Here is a 20,475-nt window from a genome sequence, read left to right as displayed (position 1 = left end):
GGGCACCTGAAAAGATGCCCTCAGGTGCCCTCATATTAAAAGCTTTGAAGCTTCAATTTATCCGGATTTCGAACAAAGTAAAGATTGCGAACCAAATTATCCTCAACATGCATGAGTACTGCAGTATCAATGCCCTCACTTGAATGGACAACAAGCCCCTTTTGGCCATTCATATCCTTCATCTCGATCTGAAAGCCTCCTTCGAGTTGAGCTTTTTGGATAAGACCGAGAAGGAATCGAGCGACGCTATTACTTGATTCAATCGGTCGAACAGCTGCAATTGCTTTGCCTCCTCCATCAGAGATCAACACAACATCTTCAGCAAGAAGCGACATGACGGAATCCACATTGCCTTGTTCCAAAGCTGACAGAAATCGACGAACCCACCCTTCGCCCACCTTTTCGGCATGTATCGGTTCTTCGGGAGAAATCCCCATTTTTCCTCTTGCCCGGCTGTTTAGCTTGCGACAATTGGCTTCGCTTTTATCAACTAATTCAGCAATAACGGAATATTCGAAGCAGAATGCCTCACGAAGGACGAACACAGCCCGCTCTGCAGGAGACAGCTTTTCAAGCAGGACGAGCATCGCATACGACAACAGTTCTCCACGAACAACGGTTTCATATGGCTCATCATTCGGAGTCAGGATGGGCTCAGGGAGCCATGTTCCAAAATACTGCTCTCTCTTCTTGCGCGCCGATTTGAGCAAATCGAGACATCGATTGGTTACCATTTTACACAAATAGGCTTTTGGCTCAACCAAACGGTCCAAGTTTATGTCGTAAACTTTCAAGAATACATCCTGCACCGCATCCTCTGCGTCAGAGGTTGATCCAGTCAGTTGATAGGCAAGTGTAAACAACAGTCCTTTATACTGCTCGTATAATTCTTGCATGTATTTACTCCACTTCCTCTTCCGCTGCTTATCTATTAATCATTTTAACAAACTCGCTATATCCCATGTCATTTTTCGTATTCGCCAGCCCAACTTCCCCGTTAAAATGATGTCTAATCCCCACTGACGAGTCCATACCATTCCTTGCTCTGGGCCTAAACCAAAACAGAAGAAATCCATATAACCCTTGTGCGAAGGCGCAGAACTGCCTGATAAATCAGCCAAAATAATCTTTCCGAGTCTTGCTGCTTGGGCACTTGCTTCCTTACACGTCTTCCCGTCTGTTCGTCCGGTTGCAGGATCTACGATTCGCGCACAATCACCGATACTGTACACGCCCTGAGCACCTTGAACTCGATAACTGGCATCTACAATTACCTGTCCTTCGGGAGTGAGCGGCAACCCGATGCTCTGGAGCATTGGACTGGGCAATAACCCCAGTGTCCAGATACATAGGCCTACGGGCATCGTTTCACCACCCGACATGATTAAGATTCCATCTTTCTCTTGTAATACCTTTCTTCCATGCAAGACTGTGACTCCACATTGAGCAAGTGAACGTTCCAGCTTATGCCCCACCTTAACAGGACCCTCTTGAAAAAGCCTGGCATGGGAGTTCAATAGACATATTGTCACAGCATTCGGATCAAGTCCAAATTCGCTAGCATCTTCGCGAACGATATAGGCAAGCTCGGCTGATGTCTCGATGCCGCTTATTCCTGCGCCAGCAACAGCAATCGTCATTAATCTCTGTCGCTCTTGTGCATTCGTTTCTATAACGGCTTTCATTAAATTCGTGCGCCATGCTTCTCGGATTTTCACTGCAGCGTCCAAGCTTTCCAGAGCCACCCCCCCTTGGGCAGGGTCAGGCCGTCGTACGATACTCCCCGCTCCCAAGACGAGAACATCGTAGTTCATCGAATACTCATTGCCTTCCGTGTCCTGATAGATCAGCTTTCGCTCTACTGATTCGATCTTCGTTACCGCAGCCTGTATGAATTCAACCCCTTCGGAAAATAAGCTCGTGAAAGGAATCGTGATATCTTCATCCCTGGTCGCTGGCTTAAACAACAGTACCTTGCGAAGGTGATAAGTGTTCTTATCGATTAGAATAAGCCGCAGCCGTGTGCTTGACTCCCCTGAAAAAGCTTTGCGAATTGCTTTAACAGCATTAATGCCTGCATATCCTCCACCAACTACTACACAAGTTAACTCCTCCATCTGAACCTCTCCTTATCCCGTTTGCACATGTAACGAGATCGGGTTCAGTTTTGTGACAAGTAACATTCTTTAATACAGGCACACCATTAAATGATTTCTCAATGTTGCACATCGTCATGAAAGGATTCGTAGACATGTCGTTATCCCTCCTCTATAGAAAAGAGGAAATACAATAATTGCAGCAATTTTTACTGCGTCAGCAACCATTGTCGGTGAGTATAAAAACGTAGCTGTAATAAGACCATCTGCTTTAATATTATCGAATAAGACCTTGCCTCCGCTAGCACCCGTCATGCCGAGATAAACTAAAAGGATAAAAATAAAAATAAAAAAATCCATGCCATTATGGACATGGATAATCATCATTCATCCATAGTTTTTTATAGAGGGTATCAGCTATGAACCTCTCTCGTTAAGTGCGAGCATAGTTTATCATACAGAAAACGGAGCATGCCGTTAATGCTCATGTTAATGAGGTTCTTCTGGCTCGTACTTACTTAGAAATATCCACGAACCCTTCTCCGAATACATCACGTACATCATGAATGGTGATGAATGCCTCTTTGTCGATCGATCTGACAATTTTCTTAAGCGTGCTCACTTCCTGTTTGCTAATCACAATATACAGAATTTCTTTAGGCGTTTTTGTATAATGCCCATGTCCATACAATACTGTAACACCGCGATCCATGGCCACATTGACTTGTTCGGCAATTATATCCTGCTCTTTGGATATGATCGTAACGGCTTTTTTAGAGCTAATTCCCTCAATAATGAAATCCATCACTTTGGTTCCTATGTAGAGCATTACGATTGTAAACATCAGACTTTGCGCACCAATGACGAAATAAGAGGAGAAAGCAACAATCAAGTCAAAAAACAGGAGTGCATAGCTTATATTCCAGTCCAAAAACTTATTCATAATTCGAGCTAAAATGGTCGTTCCTGCCGTCGTTCCGCCAACGCGTATAATCAAACCGATACCTACGCCCGTAAATACTCCTCCGAATACGGCGTTGATCATAAGTTCATCGGAGGCAATATGCCAGCCCTCTGTTAAGTATAAAAAAAGCGAATTGAATACAACCGCAATAATCGTATACACCGTCGTTGTCTTGTCCAAAAATTTATAACCGATAATTAATAAAATGGAATTCAAAATCAGGCTTATGAGTCCTGGCGACCATCCAAAAAGGTAGTAAGAAATGATGGTAATCCCTGTAACCCCGCCTTCGCCAAACTCATTTGGAATAACAAACAGATTGATGGCCAAGGCAAAGATCAACGCTCCGACCATAATCGTAAGAATGTCTATACATCGTTTTTTCATCATCATGTCCTTTCTTGTTGCCAGCTTTCTTACCCTATATATTTAACTACATGTTAAATAGACTGTCCAGAAGAACCATAAGATAAAAACCCAACACTAATAACAATGGCGTTGGACTTGATAACGGTTTGTCGCTATCTTGGATATCACAAGGCACAAAAAGGGATATCATTGACGAATATTTCGCTCGTCACATGATATCCCTTTATATGTGCAACTAACTTTGTTTCAAATGCGCTAAATATAGACGCGTTTCCGCCACCACGACTCCTGACAAACCAAGTAAGGCAATCAAGTTTGGCAGTGCCATCAGTCCATTCACGATATCCGCAAGAAGCCAGATCGCTTCCAGTTGGATGAATGCGCCGAGCCCTACCAGGACGAGAAACACGATGCGGTAAGGAAGAATGGATCGGACGCCGAACAAGTAGACAATGCAGCGTTCGCCGTAATAATTCCAGCCCAGAATTGTAGTGAATGCAAACAACGAGAGACAGATCATCAGGATCAGGGATCCAAAAGGCATCGCCGCATCAAAAGCGGCTTGCGTCATCTCCGCTCCAACCGCGGTTCCGTTCCACGTACCGGTTACAATCAGAGTCAGGCCGGTCAATGTGCATACCACAATCGTATCTATAAACGTACCCGTCATGGATACCAGACCTTGCTCCGCAGGCCATTTGACCTTAGCCGCGGCTGCTGCAATGGGCGCGCTGCCTAGTCCGGATTCATTGGAAAAGACGCCTCTTGCAATGCCGTTACGGATGGCCATCATAACCGTAGCGCCGAGAAAACCGCCGCCCGCCGCAGCCGGGGTGAACGCGCTCTGCAATACGAGCGCCAATGCAGACGGAATCTGGTCAGCGAAGACTATTAGAACGAAACCAGTAGCTAATACATAGACGATAGCCATGATAGGAACTATTTTCGTCGTCACCCTTGTGATATTTTTAAGCCCTCCTAGGGTCACCAATGCCGTCAACACGGTCAACACAATGGCAGTTACCGCAGCCGGAATGCCCAAACTGGACTTAGCGGATGATGCAATGGCGTTGACTTGCGGGAAAGTGCCGATTCCGAATAATGCGACCAACACCCCGCTTACAGCAAAAAATACAGCCAGCGGTTTAAACTTCTTGCCCAAACCTTGTTCAATATATATCATCGGGCCTCCGGTTACTTGTCCATTCGCGTCCAGCTTCCGGTATTTTACGGCCAGCACCCCTTCGGCGTATTTGGTCGCCATGCCAAAGAAAGCAGCCAGCCACATCCAGAACAAAGCTCCCGGTCCACCCATTTGAATCGCGGTCGCTACGCCTACGATGTTTCCCGTTCCAATTGTTGCGGCCAGAGCCGTTGCGAGTGCGCCGAAGCTGGTAACATCACCTTTCCCTTCGTTCTTGGCGGTGAATATGAGTTTGAGGGCCAGCGGTAAACGTATCACTTGAAGTAAACCGAGACGGATCGTGAAATAGATTCCCGTTCCCACGAGCAACACAAGGAGCGGCGGCCCCCATACAAATTGATCCACACTTTTTAACCATTGTTCCAACACATTCATTTCCTATTCCCCATTTCTGCTTCATCTTGGTGCGTATTGCGACAAAAAAAGAGTCAAATCGATGGATTTGACTCTGGGGACGTTTTTGCAGAACACAAATAATAGATATCACGAATACGAATCATGATACATCACATCTGCAATCCCTGTCCTTTTACCTGAGAGTTTGGACGTGCGTTTGACACGTCTTGCCCCTTCGGTGCCCCGCTTCAAGCGGAGTCTCTCCAGAGTTCTGTCCGTATACGGTCCTGCTTGCATTCTACTCTTTTAGAATTGATGCAAACGCCTGAGAGTTTTGCCCCTTCGGCCAGACTGCCGTCTGTCTCCCGTATCCTTCATCCAGTTTATGAAGTTGTGCATATATTATAGTGAACTATCTAGAATTCCGCAATGACTTATGCAATATGCTCAAGCTATTAACCTTTCTCCTCATCTTTTTCATCTTTTTCATCTTCTTCATCTTCTTCATCTTCTACATATTCTAAAATATCTCCAGGCTGACATTTCAAGATTTGACACACAGCTTCAAGGGTTGAGAAACGAATCGCTTTGGCTTTATTCGTTTTCAAGATGGACAGGTTAGCCATCGTTATGCCTAATCTATTCGATAGCTCAGTGGAGCTAATCTTTCTTTTGGCCATCATCACATCCAGATTTACTATAATTGCCACATCCATCATCCCTCATTATATAGTTTGGTCATTTTCCTCTTTAATTCTTGTTGCTTGCTCAAACAATTGCGATAAAGTCAAGCCTAAAAAGCCAATAGCCAGAGAGATAAAGGTAACGATTATCATAGGCATAATAGTCATCGCATATAAGAACACATCATGAGCGTACACCAAGTAAATGGAACATCCATTAAACAGTACGATCTCACTAAAGGCGCAGATCGATATGATTTTTAAAGCCTTGGCTGTATCAAATGTAAAAGGATTGTTTCTCACAACAATTCTGCAGATCTTCTTTAAATTAAATAAAGCAATCAGATACGGAACTGCGCATAGATAGATACAACTTGTTATAGCCGTTACCAATCCTTGATCTAATATGAAGAACGCACTTTTAAGAAAAGCCGTCAGCACGAGTGGTGTAGCTAAGAGCCCTAACAGGGTGATAGCTATACCAGCTATTACGAGGATGTTAATTACTTTGGCACTCACATTTCTATTCATTTTGGGAACCTCAACTTTCATGGATAGTAATTTCATACCTTATATTAGAGATTTATTTATCGTTTGTCAATAAATATTATGCGTTAAACAATAATTTGAATAAAGACCAAGAAGAAACGGTTTCGCCGTCTTTAAAAGACGGAGCGTTTCTTAAGGTGATACTTAGAATTTATTAGACGAATGTTATAAATTCTATATCACTAAATAAAACGACCGCTCCCCGGTAGAATACCGAGAAACGGTCGTCGCATATCATCTATCTTTCTTCATGCTCAAATCAGGAAAACCGTCCTTCATTGATTGCCTTAATCACTTCGATCGGGACTTTAGGCTGGCGATCATAAGTAAGCAAGCCGTTAACTTCCTGCTCGACATCTGTAAATTGAGTATAACAATATCCCTGAACAACAGGCGATTGCAAGAGCGGTCGAATAACGGCTGTTATTCGCCGCAAGAAATCTTCCTCGCTGTCTGCCCCTGAGTATCCCCAGCCTTCTTGAGCATGTGTCTTGAAAGCTATACCACCAAACTCAGAAACGATAATGGGTTCATTATGATAAGCGAAGCCCGTAGCGTAAACGGTTCGTGTCGCAGGAGCTTGCTCTGTTACTTTCGTATTTGCATACCTGTCATTCAATACCTGTTCATCATACTCATAATCATGAATCGTACAAATATCCGAACAAGTATGCTCCCAGCCATCGTTCGACATTACTAAACGGGTGGAATCAAGCGATTTGGTTAAATGATACATCGTCAAAGAATGTGCTTGCTGTTTGGCATCGACGTTAATGTTTCTAAAACCCCAACTTTCATTAAGCGGCACCCAAGCAACAATACATGGATGGTTATAATCTCTTTCAATCGCTTCCTGCCATTCTTGTGTCATTTGACGTACATAGTTATTGGAGTACTGGAAAGAGCTCGCCATTTCCCCCCAAACAAGCAGTCCCAAACGATCACACCAATATAGATAGCGAGGATCCTCAATTTTCTGATGCTTGCGAGCACCATTAAAGCCCATCGATTTGGTAAGCTCAACATCCCGCCGTAGCATATCGTCAGACGGAGCCGTAAGAAGTCCTCCAGGAAAATACCCTTGATCGAGCACCATTTTCATATAATACGGACGGTTATTCAGCAAAATCTGTCCATTCTCAATAGAGATTTTCCGCATGCCAAAATAGCTGCTTACCCGATCTACTTCTTGTCCATCTACATACACGACATATTCCACATCGTATAGATTAGGATTTTCTGGACTCCATAAAATACCTTCTTCAGTACTGTTGATATTTCTCAGCTTAATGCTTCTTGCTTCTTCCCTGCTGTTGATAAAGAAAATATCTTGGGAAACCTTCCGTCCGTTAAAAGAAATGTGAACTTGAACAGACGTCTCTTTACTGTCATCCAGCCCATCGACATCTAATGCTATGTGAATTTCATCCTGATCGATATCAGGTGTATATTTAACATTCTTTAAATAAGTTGAAGATACGCATTCAAGCCATACAGATTGCCAAATTCCTGTAGTTGCGGTATAGAAAATATGCTCGGATTGCGGCTTCCAATATTGCTTGCCTCGAGGCAACGACATATCTTCATTGAAGTCTTCCACTTTAACTACAATCGTGTTACTTTCACGGTTCAGCAGCCCAGTAATCTCCAGACTGAATGGCGTATGCCCGCCTTCATGATAACCAGCCCATTTACCGTTAACCCATACCCAAGCCCGATAATCGACCGCACCAAAATGTAAAATGGTTCTTTTATTCACCATCTGTTCAGTAAAATCGAACGTTCTGCGATACCAAACGATGTTATGAAATTGCGTTTCACCAATTCCGCTCAGAGCCGCTTGGTAAGCAAACGGCACATGAATTTTGTGTGTGAACGAATCATGACCCATTTGTTCTCCAGATGCTGCCACCTGATCGCCGAATGCAAAATCCCATTCACCATTCAGATTGATCCAAGAGGATCTTTCAAATTGCGGTCTTGGATAATCTTGTCTTATATTTACACACTCCATATCATCATCTCCTTATCCTTTAATACCGGAACTCGATATTCCTTCAATATATTGCTTCTGGAATAAGAAGAAGAAAACGAGAATCGGTAAAGTAGATAACACAACCCCTGCCATAATAAGCGGTGTATTCTCAAAAACGGCATCTTTTACACTGTTTAGACCAACAACAAGGACATACATTTTAGGTGTATTCGCCAGTGTACTTGGAATCAGGTAGCTGTTCCAGGTTCCTGCAAAAGTTAGAATGGACACGGTAATTAATGGAGAACGTGCCAAAGGATAAACAATTCGCCAGAAGGCACCCATTTTCGACAAGCCATCTATTCGGGCTGCTTCAATAAAATCATTGGGAACGGAAACGAAAAATTGTCTAAGCATGAAAATATACAAGCTCTGGTATAGAAACGGAATGGTTAAGGCCCAAAAGGTATTAAGCCATCCCAGTTTAGCCATATTTACATAAACGGGTATTAATATCATGTGATAAGGAACCATCATCGATGCGACGACGATCCAATAGACCAGCTTTTTCCCTTTAAAATTTAGCTTTGCTAATGCAAAGCCGGTTAATGGGTTAATAATCATGTTACCGATAATGACTGCCCCAGTCATAATAACGGTATTTATAAACCATCTCGGAACGTTATAAGCATCATTTGTAAAGTACGTTCTGTAATTATCAAATGTCCAGTCGGAAATGCTGATCAACTTATTTACGCCACTCATAGGCACAAACGACGTGTACAAGGTATATAGAAAAGGAAGAATAAATATGCAACCCAGCACGATAATAATGGTGTAATTAACGAACAGTGTTAAGCTTTTTTTGGCTTTCACGGTTTTCACTCCTTATCGTCTAGGAATTTTTTTTGCAAGAACGTAATGAACATGATAATGAAAAAGAAGATGACGACGGCCGCACTTCCGTAACCGATGTTCATGTAACGAATCCCGTGCTGATAGAAGTAGGTGACCACTGTGCTTGTCGCTCCAGCAGGTGAACCTAGCGCACCATATCTGGAGATTGCGGCAATTTGGTCATAAATTTGAAATCCGAGAATTGTTGAGACAGATATGATGAAAAATGAAATCGGCTTCAAGTATGGTACTGTAATGTAACGGAATTTAGCCCATTTGGAGGCTCCGTCAATATCACCAGCTTCGTATAAATCCTTAGGCACTTCTTGAAGTGCGGATAAGTATACGATCATAGTGAAGCCGGCTTGTTGGAAAATAAACAAAATGATGACAAACATCAAAGCATAGTGTGTGTCAGCATACCAAGTTACGTTCCCGAAACCAAAAAGACCGAAAAACTCCGTCACAAATGTTCCTTTTTTAAACAGCATCATAAATACTGTAGTTATGGCAATTTGCGAAGTAATATACGGGATAAAGAAAATGGTTCTGAATATGCCCTTTCCTTTGAGATTCTGATTTACCAGCATAGCCATCAAGAGACCCAGAATGGTCTGAACAGGTACGGCGATAAGTACAATTTCCAAAGAATGAAGAACTGCCTGAAAAAAATCTTTATCTTGCAAAATCTGTGTATAGTTTTCCAGTCCAATAAATTTTGCCTGATCCATTGCTGCAAAGTTCATGTCCTGGAAGCTTCTAATAAAGGACTCAATAAAAGGAATGAAAAACCACCATACCCACAAAATTAAAAAAGGCAGGACGAACAGCCATCCCAACTTATTATCTGAATCAGTAATAGATCGGAACCAAGATTGTTTCTTATGACGATCTGCTTGTAAAGACGCGCTGTCATTTAAGGAATTAGACATGTTACCCCTCCTCAAGTACCCAAAACATAATAATTATAGGGTTTTTTAAAGCTGTTTCCGCTTTATCCAAAGCGAAAACAGCTTGTCTCAAAAAAGACTATTTGAACTGCTCTTGAAGACCGTCAAGAATTTCCTGAGCCGATTTGTTATTTCCGCCAAGAACCGAATCTTCTAGCTGCTTCACCAACTCATCCGTGAATTTCTTGGTTTCAATCGGATATTCAAAAGCTGTACTGTACTCAAGTGCAGGCTCAACAGCTTTAAACTCTGGGTTCTCATCAAAGTATTTAGGAGTCAACGATTTTAGAGCTGGGTTGAAACCTACCTTCATAAATTCGGATAATACTTTTTCCCCTGCCAAGTAATAAATCGCTTGCATCGTCTCTGTTTTGTTCTTCGCATCTTTTAGGATGACATAAGCCTCAGAGGACATTGTGCTGCCATGATGACCGTTTCCTTCAGGAACAGGGACAGCTACATATTTCAGATCCGGATTTGCATCTTTCAAATAACCTTTGTACCAAAAACCGCCTGTACTCATTGCAGCTTGTTTGTTGGCAAATACTTCACCGTCCCAGCCAAATCCAAGCGACTTCGGAGTGACAGCTGAACCATCTTTATACATTTCTAAAATCTTTTCTAGTGCCTGGACGTTTTCTGGGGAGTTGATCGTTTTACCATAACCCCAACCGCCGCCATAACTCTTCACATAGTTGGTAATATGAAACGCATCAAGGTTAATTACAATGCCGTGTTGATCTTTTGATGTCAATTTCTTCGCAGCAACTTGAACGTCTTCCCATGTTTTTGGATACTCGCCAAGCCCCGCTTCTTTCCACTTGCCCTCATTGATCAGGAACATCGCCGGTGTTGTACTGATTGGCAGACCGTATTGCTTTCCGTCTACTTTATAGATGTCAAGCCCATTATATAGTGACAAATCAACGCCAGCAGGCTCAATCAAATCATCCATCGGAGCAAATAAGCCTTTATTAATATATTCTGGTGCGCCTTCGTTAGTAGTTTTGATTAAATCTGGCGCCACGCCAGCTGCGATCTCACCCGGAAGCGTACTCCAGAACTGCTCACTGCTTGGGTACTGCTTGATTTCAAGATTTATATTTGGATACACATCCTTGATGTCTTTTGCTGCTTGTTGATAAATTTTCAAATCCTGAGCCGTTCCCCAGAAGCCGAGTGTAACGGTGGTCGCTTTGCCTGTTTTATCAGTGGAATCAGCAGATTCGGTTTCTTTCTTACCGCAGCCGATTAAAGCGATTGACATGACGAGCATAACAATCAGAAGCATAGAAAATTTCTTTTTCATCTTTTTCGTTCCCCCTAGTTGACCTTTTGTGTTCCTGTTTATATGGTAACGGTTCCAATAGGGTAATAAAATTATTAGGATCATGATTCGTTTATTATTCTTTTACTTTATAGTGTTTACATCCTAGTGCTACCATGACAGTGTTTAATATTATTTACTTTTATTAATCAAAATTAACTATACGCCTTGCGAAACTCTTTGGGAGACATACCGACATATTTATTAAATACGATCGCAAAGTGAACGTTGCTGTTGAAACCGACCATTTCAGCAATTTCATAGATTTTATACCGATAGTCCTTTAACAGGCCTTTGGCCTTGTCAATTCGTATTTCGTTTAAGCAATCAAACAGACCCCTTCCAACCTCCTGATTAAACAATCTGCTTAAATAATTAGCGCTTACATAGAATTGCTCTCCCAGTATCTTGAGAGAGATGTCTTGCGCATAATTCGTCTCTACATACTGCAAAACATTACGGATTATGGGACTATATTGACTATGGTTAGCAAAAACCCCGGTATTCAGCTTATCATCAAAAATCGGGTGATATAAGTTCATCAAGGCATTGAAATCCTCAATTTCTTCTGATTTAACTCGGTACACGGTATAATCTTCACCGTTATCCAGCATAAACAGGATAAAATCATAAACTTTGCGAACATCTTGTTCGTTCATACATTCTTTTTCTTGCACATATTGTTCCCATGCTTTCAGATTGTTCGTGAATTGTTCGCGGTTCTCATCCTTTAGTCCATTTTTCATTGCTTTAATCATATCCGTTGCCCGCTCGAGTACTTGTTCGTCGAGATTATTGTGGTGCTGATAATAGAAAACAGATGTTTCGGGATGATAAAATTTTTGGGCAAGCGCTTGTTTGGCCTGAGTATAAGCAGCTTCTAATTCTGCAAAGGTTCTGCAAGCTTGGCTGACCCCGAAAGTAATGTCAATGTTTACGAACCGCTTTAAGGAGACCGATATAAGCTGGATGATCTCATGTACATAGGCGTGCGAGGCCTGTTCGCTCTTGCAGCCGCTATTGCTGATAACAATCGCATATAAGTTCTTGTCTATTTGCGTAAATTCGACTTCTTTCTCTTTGGCCAAGAGCTCAGATAAGATATTAATGATCGTATTCGGTAATAAGGTTACATTGTCATTGGTATACCTTTTGAGTACATGCGCATATTTTTTGATAGAGAACAGGGCGACATGCAAATTGCCTTCCTTCAGCTTGGTCCGATTCGCATCTTCAATTTTGCCATGCATCATATTCTGGAGATCAACTTTTTTGCTAAAACCTCTGTCGATTTGTTTCTCCTGAGCAGGTTGAAGTTCATGCTGCAATTTTCTCAATACATCCAAAATATCGTTAACATTCATACTAGGCTTATGGAAATAATCGACAGCCCCCAGTTTCATTGCTTTTTTGACATACACAAAATCATCAAAGCTGCTTAAAATGATACATTTAGCTTCAATTCCTTTGGATTTCATTTCTGTCATAACTTCAATTCCATCTTTCTTAGGCATCTTGATATCGAGTATGACAACATCGGGCTTTTGCTCCATCATAAGTCTGATCGCTTCTTCTCCATCTGCTGCTTCTCCTACGATTTCCATTCCATTGATCTCCCAAGGGATAACCGATTTGATCCCTATTCTCACCAACGGTTCATCATCTACGATTAGTATTTTCATCGTTCATCTCCTGATTGTTCATTTATGATTACGGGAATTACGATCTTGGCTGTTGTACCAACATTCTCTTGACTTGTGATCCATAATCCATAGCCATCGCCGTAGAAGAGCTCGATTCTTTTTTGTATATTTTTAACCCCGATTGCATTAAACTGACCTGAAGTTGCTGTTGATTCTAACGCATTATGCTCTTGATCCGACATTCCTCGTCCATTATCTGATACTTCTACAACGACTGTATCCGCTTGTCTATAGATTTGAATAAGCAGTTTTCCTTTATAATCAATACCGTCAAATCCATGGAAAACAGCGTTCTCGACCAAAGGCTGAATAAGGAATTTCAACGTTTTATATTCCAATATGCTTTCTTCAATTTCATAGGATACCTCAAATTTATTTAAATAACGGAAATCCAGAATACGGGTATAGCTTTTAATAAAATCGACTTCTTCCCGGAAGTTCACATATTCATTTTCTTTTTTTGCTGTAAATTTAATGACAGAGGAAAAATCGGTCAAGGCTTCCTCGATTCCTGTTGAACCTTGGATTTTAGCCATCCATTTAATGACATTGATCGTATTATATATAAAATGAGGCTTAATCTGAGATTGCAGCGCCAATAATTCTAATCTCCGTTTCTCCGTTTCTTCTTCATAAATTCTTTGGATCAGACTACGGATATCCTTGAGCATATGATCAATAGTAATGCTAATTTTCCCCACTTCACCGTACTGATAGTCTATGACAACATCCAGATTTCCTTGAGATACCAGTTCCATTTTATGTTGCAGGACGGACAAGGGCTTCGTCACACTCGTTGCAATATAAATCGAGGTCATTATCGCAAGAAAAAGCAGGATCAGTAAGGAGATAATGATTGTTTTTACCATCAAATCCAGTATTTGAAACAACTCATTCTTCGGAATAATCGTGACGGCTTTCCAGCCTGTAATTTGAGAAGCTGACGTGATAACATAATGGGACGATTCTTCCGATTCCGCCAGAATGCTGGCGGCAGCTTGACCAATCTGTGAGCTTTGCTCGCTGTAAATCAAATTCTCCTTTTCATCAATTAAATAAAATTGTGTGTTCTCAGTAAAGAGAATATTGCTCCATACGGTTTTTAGCTTATCGATCCCGATGTTTAGCATGATAAATCCAAGTTCCTCATACGTGAGAGGATCCACAATAGCTCGCCCTATCGAAACAACCGGTTTGTTATTCGTAGACAATAGTTTGTCAGGATGTACACCGACAGAAACATGCAGTCCCTTCTTCTGGATAATTTCCTGTACGTAGGATTCCTTCATGTACTCATTCTTCAAATAACTCTGGTTTATATAACTCGTATTGCTTCTGCCGATAACCAAATGATTGTTAAGTTGGTAAACTACGACTGAATCGATTAAATCTGTATTCAGAAGCAAGCTGTTTTTAATGACTTGGTTAACCGTATCAAAATCTCGGGAAATCTCATATTCGGGTTTACTGGAGGCGGAGTAATCTTTTTTGAGAATGTGGATTATTTTTTCATCCTGTAATGGATACATAGACATTCTTAATAGTGGATTTAAGGCAGAATCAATGTTGTTCACAATCTGCTTATTATTATCAGTAGCAGCGTCAAGGATCATTGTTTTGTTGGAATTAAAATATAACCAGGACAACGTCCCTCCAATTATAAAAAAGGAAGTGACGATAAAACAGGAAAAGGCGATAATCAGTTTGTTTCTCAGGCTTGTGTTAAGTATAGCTTTTCTGAATTTATTCATTGGTTTCGTCCCGTTCTTAGTTGTGATTACTTAGTATCATTCTAGGCGGTGTTTAGCTAAAATTCAAATCATTGCAATCATGAAAGGAGAACCAGCCAAGTATAAATAATGACAAAAATGCCGGGATCATAGATCCGGCATTTTGTCATTTCTTCTATTTAAGCTTTTGTCGAAGACAGCATGGATTCGATTTCCTCCAGCGATTTCCCCTTGGTTTCGGGTACAACACGCCAGGTGAAGAAGAACGTAATCAAGGACATGAAACCGAATATCCAGAAGGTAATCGCCGGTCCTGCAGAAGCAAGCATCGGAGGAAATGTCTGGGACACGATATAGTCCGCTGCCCATAGCACCATAGCAGCAAGCGCCGTTGCTTTGCCTCGAATACGATTTGGGAATATTTCGGACATAATCACCCACACGACGGGTCCAAGCGACATAGCAAAGGAGGCTACATACACCAAAATAAATATGAGTACCAAAGGCCCTGAAGTATGCCCCGTTTGAAAAGCAGCACCGATCACCGCCAGACTCAGTGTCATGGAAGCCGACCCAGCGAGCAGCAGCACCTTGCGTCCCACCTTGTCGATAAGCCAAATGGCAAGAATGGTAAACACAAAATTAATAAAACCAACCAGGATGGTCTGGATCAGCGCAGCGTTCGTGCCTGCACCTGTTTGCTTAAAGATTTCCGGTGCATAGTACATAACGGCGTTAATACCCGTAACTTGTTGGAGAATAGCTAATCCGACGCCTACGATTAGAGCAATTCGTAAGTTAGGACTGAACAATTGACGGATCGATCCGTTTTCCTGTTCGAACGATTTCTTAATGTCCAGTACTTCCTGTCTCGCTAGTTCCTCGCCATGGATTTTAAGTAGAATCGGAAGGGATTCTGCTGCCCTTCCCTGCTTAATCAACCATCTCGGACTCTCAGGTACAAAGAACAACAACACCAGGAACAGCACGCCGGGAACAACCCCGAAACCAAACATCCACCGCCAACCCATCGAAATATCCCACAAGTTATCGCCGTACCCTACAATAGCCAGATTGACAAAATAGGTAAGGAAGATACCCGTTACCGTTGCGAACTGATTCAGAGCTACCAGTCGGCCGCGATACTTGGCAGGCGCTATCTCCGCATTGTAAAGAGGACATAGTGCAGAGGTAATCCCAATCCCGATTCCGCCAACGATCCGGGCAATAATATAACCGTTGAACGTAGCTGGAATAGCGGAACCGAAAGACCCTACAATAAAGAGGAGCGCAGCCATAATCAGCACTTTTTTGCGACCGAACCTGTCGCCAAGTACACCAGCGCTTGCTGCTCCTGCGATGCAGCCGATGATCAAACTGGAGACGGCCCAACCGACTTCAACCTCACTCAAGGCGAAGTGTTCTTTCATAAAACCAATCGCACCCGATACAACAGCGGTATCGAATCCAAATAATAACCCTCCAAGGGCAGCCACGATAGAAACTAGGATTACAAACTTCATGCTTACTTGTTGACCTTCATTGTTAGTATTTAATTTCACAAACGATTATCCTTTCTAACTTCCGCATCTGCATACGGTTTCTTTATCTTGTAATACATGACAAATCGGGGTTTAGAGAGACTCATTATAGCATGTGTTTTGTTCATATATGGGGCTAATTGCCTTCACTTATATGATGTTTACCAGCATAATATTGATTCCAGCCTTTCTCGGTAGGAGTTAGAACCTCGGACTAGCATAATATAGACCCCCAAATAACAAAAAAGTCCATGCATATCTGCATGAACCTTCTATTTCGCATTAAAGTTGATTGCGATATTCTGTAGGTGATACCCCCGCTGCCTTCTTAAAAACTCGGCTAAAATAATTAGGGTCCTTATATCCCACCAAATAACAGACTTCCTTTAAGCTGAGCTTACCGTCCCTTATCAATTCTTTGGCCTTGTTGATTCGCAGCCTTGTCACATAATCGATAAAGGTTTCCCCGATTCGTTGCTTGAATACTTTACTAAAATAATGCGAATTTAAGTGGACATGATCCGCCACATCCTCAAGGGAAAGCTCTTCGCAGAATTTTTCTTGAATGAACGTGATCGCATCATCGATTACACTCCATGTGCGCCGTTCCCGTTCCTCCCGGATTTGCTGGATTGCTAATTCCACGTAAGTATGTTTAGTTAAATTGTTTGTAATATCAGAATCGGCAGTTCCCCCTGGTCCTTCCAGGGAAGGAATGATCAGATCCTCAAAATGACACACGCTGCCCCATTGTTTATGATATGTAGATGCAAATACGCCTTCAAAATACGATCTTCGGATTCCCTCGATATCCATCCGGACGGAGCCAATGCCTACAGTCACGTCGATACCGCGCTGTTCGCAAAGATTCTCTATCAGCTTCGTACTGAGACCGAGAGCCTCTTCCCGTAATACCTCATCCTTCATAGCAGCCTTCTCAAGCAGAAAAATGACCATATGCCAATGAACCATGGAACTGACCACACAGCCGGTCCTATCCTTGATAAATCCTTTTGCAACGGTTTTTACCGTTTCGTAAATCCTTTTCTTTTCCTTGCCCAATTCCTTTTGGGATGGCTGCCCCATTTCCGGCAAGGCGAGCACAAGTGCACATCCTTTAGAAGTGGAGAGCTCGAGAATATCAGCTAGCTGTCCCACTTCCATCTCATTTACTTGATCGGTCATAAAGACCAATGCCATTTCCGTTTCTGCCAGCGGGAGCAGCTGGTAGAACTTATCTCTTATCGCGAACTCCTTGTCGCGCTTTCTTTGATCCTGATCAATCTCAGCTACCAGCCGCTGCAGGAGTAGGGCGATATGATCGCGTTTAGCCGGTTTGACCAAATACTCCTTGACCCCCATAGAAAGTGCCTCTTTGGCATATTCAAAATATTCATAGGCTGTAACCAGAATCATCTTGACCTGCGGGTTGTGAGCTTTAATTTCCTTTAACGCTTCAAGGCCTTGAATGCCCGGCATCTTGATATCCATCATAATGATATGCGGACGAAATTCATAGGCCTTCTGAATCGCTATGCGACCATTCTCCGCATGAATAATCTCAAAAGTATTCGGCAGCATTCGGTTAACAATCCATTCAATGCCTTCTCGCTCCAGGGCTTCATCATCTGCGATCAATAAGCGATACATCCCCACCCTCCTTTTCTGCAGCAGGAAGCCGAATCAGAACAGTCGTCCCAAGGCCCGGCTCACTGTAGATGTCTATAAGATCTTTTTGGTCATAAAATAATTCAAGTCGTTTGAACACATTGCGCGTTCCTAAGCCCGTAGACTGTCCCTTATTATGTGCAACCGAAGGCTCGGATTCGATTTGAAGCAGCGACTTGCGGACCTCCTCGCTCATCCCGATCCCATTATCTGATATTGAAACCCTGACCTCCCCAGGCTCGCATGTAATAACAAGCTTAATCTCAGCTCCTTCTTCCATACCCTCAATGCCATGGACAAAGATATTTTCCAATAGAGGTTGGAGGGTTAGCAGTGGAACCCATACATCCAGTCCTCTCTCGTCAATATCCGTTACAAACCGAATCCGATCACGAAAACGGGCCTGTTGAATTGTAAAGTATTCTTTGGTATGCTCCACCTCATCCCTAAGCGTTACCGGACGATCTAACTTTCGAAGATTATACCGAAGAAGATTGGACATGGTGACCGTCAGATCGCTTGTTTTCTCAGCGCCTTCAAGCAACGCAAGCTTGGATAGAACATTCAGGGAGTTGAATAGAAAATGCGGATTAATCTGATTCTGTAGAACCTCCAGCTCGAGTGCCTTGACCAGCCTGTCCTTCTCCAAGCTTTCTTTCTCTTTCTCAATAAGTTCCTTCAGGTTATCTTGCATTTGCTCAAATGCTCTGGATAATATCCCAAACTCATGATGTTCGTTCATCTGTGGAGTATGAGCTTGTAAATTGCCGTTCGATATTTGCTGTGCGGTTCTTGTCAACTGCTTAATGGGTCTGGTAATCCCCAGAGAAATCCAATAAGCAAATAGAACACTGATCAGCGTATTCAGGATAAAGACCGCGACTCCCCAATAATTCATCACTTTCGTTTGGGTAAGAATTTGTTGATAAAAGGGTTGATAATAACTAAGCTCCAAGTCAATGAGATGATGTCCCTCTTCCTGGATGAACGCGGCTGTCTGCTCAGCCTCTTCATAGAAAGCTGCATACGCTAAAGAATCTACACCACTTAAAGCATTCATTACACTCGCTTCTTGCTCCGTAAAAGTATCGATCGTATGGCGATAGCTACTGACTGTAAGCTCTGTCGATGGAATCGTGTCTTGTGCAGACAGGCTTTCCCGCAGAAGATTCAGCTCATCTCGCTGACGCATATATGCCTGTCGGCTAGGATCGCTTCGATCCGTTATGTAAACATTCAGAGCATGGAGATTGTCCTGCGTTTGCCCTGCAATTTGCTTGTATAATAATACCCGATTGAGCATCACATTATAACTTTGCTGTACCGTTATTCCGCTCTGGAAAATGAAGAACGAAACTGCGTTACTCACAATAAAAAGGGACGGGATCACAATAAACAGCATTCTGCGTATATTCATGGGCTGCCCACCGCTGATTTCAAATGATTTTGATCCAGAATAGTCGTTGTTGTAAAGTTCTGAACCGGGAAAGAGCGCCCGTTGAAAAATGCATCTAACAATTCAACAGATTGAGATCCAATCTCTTGGGGTTGCTGAACTACAGAAGCCGTAATAGCTCCACTCGCAATACCTTGTCTGGTAACCTCTAAATCATCAAATCCGAATACACTTACATCGGTTCTATTCGCCGCCTTCATTCCTTCAACAATTCCTGCAGCATCCAAGGAGCTAAATCCCACCAATGTCTGAATACTCGCGTACTCATTCAACATGGCTTCCGTCTGTTTCGCAGCTTGAATCCGTGAAATATTCGATGAGCGGACGGCAACGATCTCATAACCCGCCGTATTGTTAATAATGGAACGGAACCCCTTAAGCCGCAGCTGTTGATTGTCCGCCAATTCACTTCCGATGATAACGCCGATAGAGCCTGTCCCGGCAGCATCTTTTACTACAAGCTCACCCATGCGTTTGCCTGCTTCCTTATTATTTGTTCCTACGTAAGCAAGCCGCCGGCTCTCTGGCTCATCCGTATCTACGGTGATCACGGGAATACCTTGATCGATAGCCTTGTTGATTAGTTGGACGTATTGCTGATCCTTGATCCCTTGCACGAGAATAGCATCCGGCTTCGCAGCAATCGCCTTTTTTAGAAGCCTCGTTTGTTCGGAAGGATTTATACGAAGTGGACCCATGTAGTCGATTTCCATCCCGTGCTGCTCCGCGGCTTCTTTAGCTCCTTTTTCTACCAACCTCCAGAACGGATTGTCCAGCTCTTGAGCGATCAGCACAACATGCTTCATTGGTGTATTCCAGGCTCCGCTCTGATCCATTTCCTGTACCAAATGATCGATTTTCAATGTGGAAGATACAAACTGGAATAAAAAACAGCAGAAAACAAGGAGTATGCCAGATAGCCCTAAAGTCCAGTTTTTGTTTAGCATGGAGTACCTCCAAGGTTTTGTGGAAAAATAAACTTATTATACCGAGCCTGATGAAGAAACGAAAATTCCATGCAAACAAC

Annotated in this window: 17 protein-coding genes and 2 riboswitches; all 17 genes read right to left on the bottom strand. The window is 42.6% G+C overall.

Going from position 1 to position 20,475, the window contains the following annotated elements; genetic code table 11:
• Window positions 1-35: 35 nt before the first annotated feature.
• Window positions 36-896 carry an RNA polymerase sigma-70 factor gene (locus AC1DOK_RS03475; protein ID WP_477552836.1) on the bottom strand — a complete coding sequence of 287 codons (861 nt, stop codon included), beginning with the start codon at window positions 894-896 and terminating at the stop codon, window positions 36-38.
• A gap of 39 nt (window positions 897-935) precedes the next feature.
• Window positions 936-2,117 (bottom strand): NAD(P)/FAD-dependent oxidoreductase, encoded by a 1,182-nt coding sequence (locus tag AC1DOK_RS03470; protein WP_477552835.1) that lies wholly within the window; start codon window positions 2,115-2,117, stop codon window positions 936-938.
• A gap of 114 nt (window positions 2,118-2,231) precedes the next feature.
• Window positions 2,232-2,456: a hypothetical protein gene (locus AC1DOK_RS03465; RefSeq protein ID WP_477552834.1), complete on the bottom strand. Its 225-nt coding sequence runs from the start codon at window positions 2,454-2,456 to the stop codon at window positions 2,232-2,234.
• A 27-nt stretch (window positions 2,457-2,483) separates the two neighbouring features.
• A riboswitch (PreQ1 riboswitch) is annotated at window positions 2,484-2,530 on the bottom strand.
• Window positions 2,531-2,610: 80 nt separating this feature from the next.
• The gene (locus AC1DOK_RS03460; protein WP_477552833.1) at window positions 2,611-3,447 is read right to left on the bottom strand and encodes a YitT family protein; all 837 of its coding nucleotides are present in this window, start codon (window positions 3,445-3,447) and stop codon (window positions 2,611-2,613) included.
• A gap of 217 nt (window positions 3,448-3,664) precedes the next feature.
• Entirely contained in the window at window positions 3,665-5,008 is a 1,344-nt protein-coding gene (locus AC1DOK_RS03455; protein WP_477552832.1) for an alanine/glycine:cation symporter family protein, read from the bottom strand.
• 136 nt (window positions 5,009-5,144) lie between these two features.
• A riboswitch (glycine riboswitch) is annotated at window positions 5,145-5,246 on the bottom strand.
• A gap of 178 nt (window positions 5,247-5,424) precedes the next feature.
• A complete protein-coding gene (locus AC1DOK_RS03450; RefSeq protein ID WP_477552831.1) occupies window positions 5,425-5,688 on the bottom strand; it encodes a helix-turn-helix domain-containing protein in 264 nt (87 codons plus the stop codon).
• A gap of 6 nt (window positions 5,689-5,694) precedes the next feature.
• Window positions 5,695-6,183 (bottom strand): DUF2975 domain-containing protein, encoded by a 489-nt coding sequence (locus AC1DOK_RS03445; protein WP_477552830.1) that lies wholly within the window; start codon window positions 6,181-6,183, stop codon window positions 5,695-5,697.
• Between the two features lie 277 nt (window positions 6,184-6,460).
• Window positions 6,461-8,215 carry a glycoside hydrolase family 2 protein gene (locus AC1DOK_RS03440; protein ID WP_477552829.1) on the bottom strand — a complete coding sequence of 585 codons (1,755 nt, stop codon included), beginning with the start codon at window positions 8,213-8,215 and terminating at the stop codon, window positions 6,461-6,463.
• Between the two features lie 12 nt (window positions 8,216-8,227).
• Window positions 8,228-9,052, bottom strand: coding sequence for a carbohydrate ABC transporter permease (locus tag AC1DOK_RS03435; protein WP_477552828.1), 825 nt, complete (start codon window positions 9,050-9,052; stop codon window positions 8,228-8,230).
• A 5-nt stretch (window positions 9,053-9,057) separates the two neighbouring features.
• Window positions 9,058-10,005, bottom strand: coding sequence for a carbohydrate ABC transporter permease (locus tag AC1DOK_RS03430; protein ID WP_477552827.1), 948 nt, complete (start codon window positions 10,003-10,005; stop codon window positions 9,058-9,060).
• 97 nt (window positions 10,006-10,102) lie between these two features.
• Window positions 10,103-11,332 (bottom strand): ABC transporter substrate-binding protein, encoded by a 1,230-nt coding sequence (locus AC1DOK_RS03425; protein ID WP_477552826.1) that lies wholly within the window; start codon window positions 11,330-11,332, stop codon window positions 10,103-10,105.
• A gap of 173 nt (window positions 11,333-11,505) precedes the next feature.
• Window positions 11,506-13,032: a response regulator transcription factor gene (locus tag AC1DOK_RS03420; protein WP_477552825.1), complete on the bottom strand. Its 1,527-nt coding sequence runs from the start codon at window positions 13,030-13,032 to the stop codon at window positions 11,506-11,508.
• On the bottom strand, window positions 13,029-14,699 hold the full coding sequence (locus tag AC1DOK_RS03415; RefSeq protein WP_477552824.1) for a sensor histidine kinase: 1,671 nt from the start codon (window positions 14,697-14,699) through the stop codon (window positions 13,029-13,031). Before AC1DOK_RS03415 ends, AC1DOK_RS03420 begins: the two co-directional genes overlap by 4 nt.
• A gap of 263 nt (window positions 14,700-14,962) precedes the next feature.
• Entirely contained in the window at window positions 14,963-16,306 is a 1,344-nt protein-coding gene (locus AC1DOK_RS03410; RefSeq protein WP_477553094.1) for a sugar porter family MFS transporter, read from the bottom strand.
• A gap of 300 nt (window positions 16,307-16,606) precedes the next feature.
• Window positions 16,607-17,974 (bottom strand): AraC family transcriptional regulator, encoded by a 1,368-nt coding sequence (locus tag AC1DOK_RS03405; protein WP_477552823.1) that lies wholly within the window; start codon window positions 17,972-17,974, stop codon window positions 16,607-16,609.
• Entirely contained in the window at window positions 17,949-19,409 is a 1,461-nt protein-coding gene (locus AC1DOK_RS03400) for a sensor histidine kinase (RefSeq protein ID WP_477552822.1), read from the bottom strand. Before AC1DOK_RS03400 ends, AC1DOK_RS03405 begins: the two co-directional genes overlap by 26 nt.
• A complete protein-coding gene (locus AC1DOK_RS03395) occupies window positions 19,406-20,395 on the bottom strand; it encodes a substrate-binding domain-containing protein (protein ID WP_477552821.1) in 990 nt (329 codons plus the stop codon). Before AC1DOK_RS03395 ends, AC1DOK_RS03400 begins: the two co-directional genes overlap by 4 nt.
• Window positions 20,396-20,475 lie beyond the last annotated feature (80 nt).

It is taken from the genome of Paenibacillus sp. P5_B5 (assembly GCF_056400365.1).
This window is presented reverse-complemented; position numbering and strand designations above follow the sequence as displayed.

Bases quoted from the DNA above. Each gene is read 5' to 3' on its own strand.
- AC1DOK_RS03455 (WP_477552832.1), bottom strand. From the start codon at position 5,008: ATGAATGTGTTGGAACAATGGTTAAAAAGTGTGGATCAATTTGTATGG.
- AC1DOK_RS03405 (WP_477552823.1), bottom strand. From the start codon at position 17,974: ATGTATCGCTTATTGATCGCAGATGATGAAGCCCTGGAGCGAGAAGGC.
- AC1DOK_RS03440 (WP_477552829.1), bottom strand. From the start codon at position 8,215: ATGGAGTGTGTAAATATAAGACAAGATTATCCAAGACCGCAATTTGAA.
- AC1DOK_RS03410 (WP_477553094.1), bottom strand. From the start codon at position 16,306: ATGAAGTTTGTAATCCTAGTTTCTATCGTGGCTGCCCTTGGAGGGTTA.
- AC1DOK_RS03460 (WP_477552833.1), bottom strand. From the start codon at position 3,447: ATGAAAAAACGATGTATAGACATTCTTACGATTATGGTCGGAGCGTTG.
- AC1DOK_RS03450 (WP_477552831.1), bottom strand. From the start codon at position 5,688: ATGATGGATGTGGCAATTATAGTAAATCTGGATGTGATGATGGCCAAA.
- AC1DOK_RS03470 (WP_477552835.1), bottom strand. From the start codon at position 2,117: ATGGAGGAGTTAACTTGTGTAGTAGTTGGTGGAGGATATGCAGGCATT.
- AC1DOK_RS03445 (WP_477552830.1), bottom strand. From the start codon at position 6,183: ATGAATAGAAATGTGAGTGCCAAAGTAATTAACATCCTCGTAATAGCT.
- AC1DOK_RS03430 (WP_477552827.1), bottom strand. From the start codon at position 10,005: ATGTCTAATTCCTTAAATGACAGCGCGTCTTTACAAGCAGATCGTCAT.
- AC1DOK_RS03465 (WP_477552834.1), bottom strand. From the start codon at position 2,456: ATGGATTTTTTTATTTTTATTTTTATCCTTTTAGTTTATCTCGGCATG.
- AC1DOK_RS03420 (WP_477552825.1), bottom strand. From the start codon at position 13,032: ATGAAAATACTAATCGTAGATGATGAACCGTTGGTGAGAATAGGGATC.
- AC1DOK_RS03425 (WP_477552826.1), bottom strand. From the start codon at position 11,332: ATGAAAAAGAAATTTTCTATGCTTCTGATTGTTATGCTCGTCATGTCA.
- AC1DOK_RS03400 (WP_477552822.1), bottom strand. From the start codon at position 19,409: ATGAATATACGCAGAATGCTGTTTATTGTGATCCCGTCCCTTTTTATT.
- AC1DOK_RS03395 (WP_477552821.1), bottom strand. From the start codon at position 20,395: ATGCTAAACAAAAACTGGACTTTAGGGCTATCTGGCATACTCCTTGTT.
- AC1DOK_RS03475 (WP_477552836.1), bottom strand. From the start codon at position 896: ATGCAAGAATTATACGAGCAGTATAAAGGACTGTTGTTTACACTTGCC.